This is a genomic window from Nocardia sp. NPDC060220 (assembly GCF_042727815.1).
In the GTDB taxonomy this organism is placed as follows: Bacteria; Actinomycetota; Actinomycetes; order Mycobacteriales; family Mycobacteriaceae; genus Nocardia.
The window spans coordinates 1-6,490 of record NZ_JBHWZY010000371.1; the positions used below are offsets into that span (position 1 = coordinate 1).

The window sequence follows — 6,490 nt, forward strand, 5'->3', positions numbered from 1 at the left end:
GCCGTGACGGTCTGTCGGGCTACCCGAGCCGCGCCGAGAGCGAACACGACTGGGTCGAGTCCTCACACGCGTCGGCCGCGCTGTCCTACGTCGACGGCCTCGCGAAGGCGTTCGCGCTCACCGATCAGGACCGCACCCCGGTCGCGATCGTCGGGGACGGTGCGCTCACCGGCGGTATGTGCTGGGAGGCGCTCAACAACATCGCGGGTGCGCCCGATCGCCCGGTGGTGGTGGTGGTCAACGACAACGGCCGTTCCTATGCCCCCACGATCGGTGGGCTCGCCGACCGGCTGACCGCCCTGCGCACCCAGCCTGCCTACGAGCACGCGCTCGACGCCGGGAAACGCATCCTGAAAAGCATTCCCGCCGTGGGTGATTCGGCGTACTCGATGGTTCACGCGCTCAAGGCCGGGATCAAAGACGCGGTGAGCCCGCAGGAACTGTTCTCCGATCTGGGCATGAAGTACGTCGGCCCGGTCGACGGCCACGATCTCGTCGCGCTCGAAGCGGCGATGCGGCGCGCCAAGGACTTCGGCGGTCCGGTCGTCGTGCATGTGGTCACCCGCAAGGGCAACGGCTACGAGCACGCCGAGAATCACGTCGCCGACCAGATGCACGCCTGCGACCCGATCGACCCGCTCACCGGCCGCCCGCTGGCGGGCAAGAAGGCCAAGGGCTGGACCGCGGTGTTCTCCGAGGAGCTCATCGAACACGGTGCGCGCCGCGACGACATCGTCGCCATCACCGCCGCCATGCCGGGCCCCACCGGCCTGGCCGCGTTCGGCGAACGCTTCCCAGAGCGCATGTTCGACGTCGGCATCGCCGAACAGCACGGCATGGCCTCGGCCGCCGGTCTGGCACTGGGTGGTATGCACCCGGTGGTCGCCATCTACGCCACCTTCCTCAACCGCGCGTTCGACCAGCTCCTGATGGACGTGGCACTGCTGAAGCAGCCCGTCACGGTCGTGCTGGATCGCGCGGGTGTCACCGGCCCCGACGGCGCCAGCCACAACGGCATGTGGGACTTCTCGCTGCTGGGCATCATCCCCGGCATCCGGGTCGCGGCCCCGCGCGACGGTTCCACGTTGCGGGAGGAGCTGGCCGAAGCGCTCGCCGTCTCCGACGGCCCGACCGTGCTGCGGTTCCCGAAAGGCAGTGTCGCCGAGGACATCACGGCCGTGGAACGTCTCGACGGGCTGGATGTGCTGCGACTGGCCGTGCCCGGTGCGGGCTCCGCCCAGTCCCAGCACGGTGATGTCCTGATCGTCGCCGTCGGCCCCTTCGCCGACACCGCGATGAAGGTCGCCGAACTCCTCGAACCCCAAGGCATTTCGGTCACCGTCGTCGATCCGCGCTGGGTCATCCCGGTGTCGGACACCTTGGTCAAGCTCGCGGAGAACTACCGCCTCGTGGTGACCGTCGAAGACGGCGGCCTGCACGGCGGCATCGGCTCCACCGTCTCCGCTCGCCTGCGCGACGCGGGCCTGGACGTCCCCACCCGCGATCTCGGTGTGCCCCAGCAGTTCCTGGACCACGCCTCCCGCAACGAGATCCTCGAAGAACTCGGCCTCACCCCCGACGCCATCGCGCAGCGAATCGGCGGCTGGCTGCAATCACGCTGATCAGAGCCGGATAACGCCCGCCGCGTGTCGGGCGTTGTCCGCCTCGGGCGTTGCGTACCCTCGCTGCCGAACGGTCCACTCGGGATTCCGATCGGCGGGAGAGCTCATGGCGAAGGTGGCGATCGTCGGGGCGGGCGTGATCGGTATCGGCTGGGCGAGGCTCTTCGCCCGGGGCGGCTGGGACGTCGCACTGGCCGATCCGCGACCCGACCTCGAACAGATCGTGGCCGACGATCTGTCGGGTCTGTCGGTCACCGCCCACGCCGAGGCCGGATCGGCCGCCGAGGGCGTCGACTATGTGCAGGAGGCAGGCCCGGAACGGCTCGAGTTCAAACACGGGGTCTTCGCCGAGCTGGCCGCAGCCACCGCCGACGACGTGGTGCTCGCCTCCTCCTCGTCCTCGCTGCTGCCCACCGACATCGCCCAGGGCAGCTCCGCGGCGGACCGCATCCTGATCGGCCACCCGTTCAACCCGGCGGACCTGATGCCCCTCGTCGAGGTGGTTCCCGGCGCGAAGACCGCCGATGCGGCGGTGGACCGGGCGATGACGGTCTATCGCGAGCTGGGTAAGACACCGATCCGGTTGCAGCGCGAGATCCCTGGTTTCGTCGGCAACCGCCTGCAGAAGGTCTTCAACGACCAGGCGATCTACCTGGTGCAACAGGGCATCATCGCCGCGGAAGACCTCGACGACCTGGTCAAAGCTTCGCTCGGACTGCGCTGGGCCACCGTCGGCCCGTTCGAGGGCATGAACCTCGGCGGCGGCCCCGCGGGCATCCGCCATCTGATGGACAACGTCGGCTCCCAGATGACCTTCGACATCGGCTCACCGGACAAGTCGGCCATGGGCATGGTGGTCCAGCAAGTCGACGCCGCCTACGGCAACGGCGAGCAGCAGTACGAGCAGGGCGTGACGGCCCGCGACGAGAAGACCCGCGCGATCCTGCACGCCCTCGGCGAGGGTGCCTGAGACTGCGCGGCTCGACGGCGTCTAGTGGCCGGGCCGCCGGGCGACGACGGCGAAATTCAACGGGATGCGCGGTGCGCCGTCGGGCAATGTCCACCCCTGCTCGCAGGGCACGAGATCGGCGAACGCGGGCCAGTCCATAGTGGGCAGCTCGGTCAACGCCTCGATGACGAGCCCGGCTCCGAGCAGCGCACCGACGATCTCGCCCAGGTCGTGGCGCCACTCGTGATTGGTGGTGTGCGCGATCTGCCCTTCGGATTCCTCGGTGTAGGTCCCCGAGTCCGAGTAGCTGCGAGCGCCGCCACCGCCGAGATAATCGTCGTCGATCTCCCACGGTTCGAACTGCATCGCACCCAGAATCGGATGGTCGTCGCGGATCACGAACACCCCGCCCGGTTCGAGCAGGTCATGGATCGACCGCGCCCACGCGGTGAGCTCCGGCAGCCAGACGATGGTTCCCGCACTGGTCACGATGGTGTCGAAGCGCCGATCGAGCAGGGAGGAGGCGAACCGCGCGTCGCCTTCGACCCAGGTGATGTCGCGACCGTCGGCCTCGGCGATCCGCGCGGCGTGCCGCAGCGAGTTCGGCGACAGATCCAGTCCGTGTACCTCGATCGCGCCCAACCGCGCCCAGGACACGGTGTCCGTCCCGATGTGACACTGCAGATGCAGCAGGGATCGCCCCCGGATCCCGGATTCCGGTAGGTGCGGGGCCAGTACCGCGAGATCGTTGCGCACCACCGAGGAAATGTCGTCCGGATCGGCCAGAAAGGCGTCGACGTCGTACATCCGCGAACGCGCGTGCACGTCGGCCCGGTCGTCCCAATTCGCGCGGTTGGCGGCGATCGCTTCGGCTTCGAGCACTGCATGACCTTTCGACGGCGGTGTGACGGCGAGAATCAACGCTAGTTGGCGGGCCACCGTCGGGTCGACTGGTTTTGTGCCGCCGGGTCTCTCGGCACGCATCGGGTTGCCGAGACGGGTCGCGTCGCTCAGGGCGTGCGGCGGATCGGGGAGTATTCCTGTTCGGGGCGGCCGGTGGTGCCGTAGCGAAGTTGCATGCGTAGATCGGCGGTGGTGACGAGGGCAGCCAGGTAGCGCTGGGCGGTGGCCCGTGAGATTCCGATGGCGGTGGCGACCTCGCCCGCCGACATCGGGGCGGTGGCCCCGTGCACCGCTCGGAGTACGAGTTCCCTGGTGGGGGAGGCGGCGGCGGAGCCCCGGTCCGGGGTTACCGGGGTGGGCCGCAGCGCGTCGAGTGCCGCGTCGACCTCGCGTGCGCTCACCTCGGGGACGGCGAGGATTCTGCGGTAACGGGCATAGCCGGCCAGTCGGGCGGCGAGGACGGTGTGATCGAACGGTTTCACCAGATACGCCAGCGCTCCCGCCGCCGAGGCGGCGCGGACCGTGGCCGATTCGGTGGCAGCGGTGAGCATCATGGCGTCGCAGTGCAATTCGCGCACCAGGTCGATGCCCGAACCATCCGGCAGATAGACGTCGACCAAGGCGAGATCGATGGCGGTGGTGGCGAGTGCCTGCCGGGCGGCGGCAACGGTGTTGACGACCGCGCCGACAGCGAATCCGGGTAGCGCGCCGACGATTCCGGCATGCATGTTCGCCACCCGGAAGTCGTCATCGACCACGAGCACGGTGTAGTCGGGCCGGTTCACGACACTTCTCCCTCGCTGAGCACGCCGGGTAGGCGCGCGATGAACTCCGCCCCGCTCAGTTGTCCACCGGCGCCGGCGGCCGAGGCCAACCACACATCGCCACCGAGCGCCCGAGCGACCTGCCGCGACAACGCCAGCCCCACCCCGCGACCTCCTGGCACCCCGCCACCGTGTTTCGTCGAAACCCCGTCGGCGAATAGCGAATCCACCAATTCCGGTCCGATTCCCGGGCCGCTGTCGGCGACGGTGATGTGCAGCGTGGATCCCTCCTGCACCAACTCGACCTCGACGAGCGCGCGGGCTTGCGCGCCGGACTCGGTCGCCACGGAATCATCGCGGATGCGTGCGTCGAACTCGGCGGGCACGTCCGGCCCCGTGGCGGCTTCGACGACGCGCACGGCATCGATGGCATTGTCGAGCAGATTGCCCAGCACTGTCGTCACATCCACCGGCGCACCGAGATTCGCGTCCACCCAGGTGCTCGGCCCCAGCCGCAACGACACCCCGTTCTCCCTGGCATGAGCGGCCTTGGCGGCGAGAAACGCTTGCAGATACGGATCGCGCACCGCATCGATCCCCGGCATCGCGGCACCGAGCGGCCCCGACCCGAGCAGCTCGTCGATGTATTTCGCGGCCTCGCTGGGCCGCTCGCCGTGCAGCAACCCACTGAGCAGGTGCAATCGGTTGGCGAACTCGTGCCGCTGCGCCCGCAACACCGTGCTCATCGACCGCACCGCGTCCAGCTGCCGGGTCAGCGATTCCACATCGGTCCGATCGCGCACATCGAGCACCGCCCCCAGCGCGCGCCCCTCGCGGGTCACCGTCCTGGCGGTGACCACGACGATCCGATCGCCGACCGCCGCCTGCACCGGCTGCCCGTCGGCGGCGCGAAACGCCTCGAGCACGCGCGGCGTGAGCCCGATCGAATCCACCGAACGTCCACTGTCCCCGTCGATTCCGAGCAGGGCGCGCGCCTCGTCATTGATCACCGTCGTGCGCCACCTGGCATCGACCGCGACCACCCCCACGCCGATCCCGTGCAGCACCACATCCTGTTCGCGCACCAGTTCGGCCAGCTCGGCGGGCTGCAAGCCCAGGGTCAACCCGTGCCACCGCCGTGCCAGCAACACCGACCCCGCGATCCCCGCGAACAGCGCGCCCATCACCAGGACGGCGGCCCGGCGCAGGTCGCTCACCAGCTGATCGCTCACCGCCTCGGTGGAGATGCCGACACTCACCTCGCCCACCACCCGATCCGAACCGGGCTCGCGCACCGGCACTTTCGCCCGCACCGAGTCGCCGAGTGTGCCGTGCTCGCGAATCACCACCTCGCGCCCTGCCAACGCCTCCGAGGGATCCGTGCTCACCTTCTGACCCAGCCGCGCCGGGTCGGGATGCGCCAACCGCAACCCCGCGTCATCGGTGATCACCACGAACAGTGCCCCCGTCCGCAGGCGCGCCGCCTCGGCCGTCTGCTCCAGTTCCCCGCTCGCGAGCTCCGCGCGGAGCAATGGCCCCGGCTCCAGCGCCGCGTACCGGGCGACCTCCTCGCGCACCACCGGATCACTGGCGACGGTGCGCGCGATGGCCAGAGCCCGCTGCCCGTACTCGGCCGACAACCGCTGATCGCTCAGGTAGGCGAACACCCCGAACGCCAGCCCCAGGATCAACGCCACCAGCGCGACCTGCAGCAACACGATCTGCGTCCGCAGCCGGACACCACGGGGGAACAGCCTCACCGGCTCAGTGTAGGCACCCCCGATGGCCATGAGCACAATGCGCACAACGTCCGTATCGCTGCTTGCGCCGGTTGTGCGCACAAGCGCGCGCCCTGTGACCCACAACACTTACCTTTCGATAGCGGCCGCGCATCACACCAAGGCGGCGCCGGACACAGGAGCAGCAATGAGCAATCCACTCATCGAACTCCGGGGCGCGACGAAGCGCTTTCCCGGAACCGACGGTGGCATCCACACCGCGGTGAAGAACATCGACTTCACCGTCGCGCCAGGCGAATTCGTCGCGGTGGTCGGCCCGACCGGCTGTGGCAAGTCCACCACCCTCTCCCTGGTCTCGGGCCTCGAGCCCACCTCGGCGGGGCGCACGCTGGTGCGCGGCAAGGTGAAGCGGTGAACGGGAGGCCGGGCCCGGCGGGTTGCTCTTCCCTCGTGGCGGGCGGAGCTGATAGATGAAGGGCGCATGACAGGAACCCGATCTTCCACCCGTCCTTC

The 6,490-nt window shown here is 69.2% G+C and carries 6 protein-coding genes; 3 read left to right on the forward strand and 3 right to left on the reverse strand.

Features of this window, described 5'->3' with window-relative positions:
* Positions 1 to 1,622, forward strand: a 1,622-nt coding sequence (dxs, locus tag ACFWF3_RS19750; protein ID WP_379314772.1) for a 1-deoxy-D-xylulose-5-phosphate synthase, incomplete at its 5' end; no start/stop codon positions are given.
* 106 nt (positions 1,623 to 1,728) lie between these two features.
* Complete coding sequence (locus ACFWF3_RS19755; protein ID WP_379314773.1) at positions 1,729 to 2,592, forward strand: 3-hydroxyacyl-CoA dehydrogenase NAD-binding domain-containing protein; 864 nt, start codon at positions 1,729 to 1,731, stop codon at positions 2,590 to 2,592.
* 21 nt (positions 2,593 to 2,613) lie between these two features.
* Here the strand turns inward: ACFWF3_RS19755 and ACFWF3_RS19760 are convergent, their stop codons facing one another.
* The 3 genes from ACFWF3_RS19760 to ACFWF3_RS19770 all read right to left on the reverse strand — a co-directional run bounded on the left by ACFWF3_RS19760 (position 2,614) and on the right by ACFWF3_RS19770 (position 6,028).
* On the reverse strand, positions 2,614 to 3,453 hold the full coding sequence (locus ACFWF3_RS19760; RefSeq protein ID WP_379314774.1) for a class I SAM-dependent methyltransferase: 840 nt from the start codon (positions 3,451 to 3,453) through the stop codon (positions 2,614 to 2,616).
* 128 nt (positions 3,454 to 3,581) lie between these two features.
* Entirely contained in the window at positions 3,582 to 4,259 is a 678-nt protein-coding gene (locus ACFWF3_RS19765; protein WP_379314775.1) for a response regulator, read from the reverse strand.
* Positions 4,256 to 6,028 (reverse strand): ATP-binding protein, encoded by a 1,773-nt coding sequence (locus ACFWF3_RS19770; RefSeq protein ID WP_379314776.1) that lies wholly within the window; start codon positions 6,026 to 6,028, stop codon positions 4,256 to 4,258. The genes ACFWF3_RS19765 and ACFWF3_RS19770 overlap by 4 nt, the downstream gene beginning before the upstream one ends.
* A gap of 136 nt (positions 6,029 to 6,164) precedes the next feature.
* On the opposite strand from ACFWF3_RS19770, the gene ACFWF3_RS19775 reads away from it, so the two are divergent.
* On the forward strand, positions 6,165 to 6,392 hold the full coding sequence (locus tag ACFWF3_RS19775; RefSeq protein ID WP_379314777.1) for an ATP-binding cassette domain-containing protein: 228 nt from the start codon (positions 6,165 to 6,167) through the stop codon (positions 6,390 to 6,392).
* Positions 6,393 to 6,490: the final 98 nt, after the last annotated feature.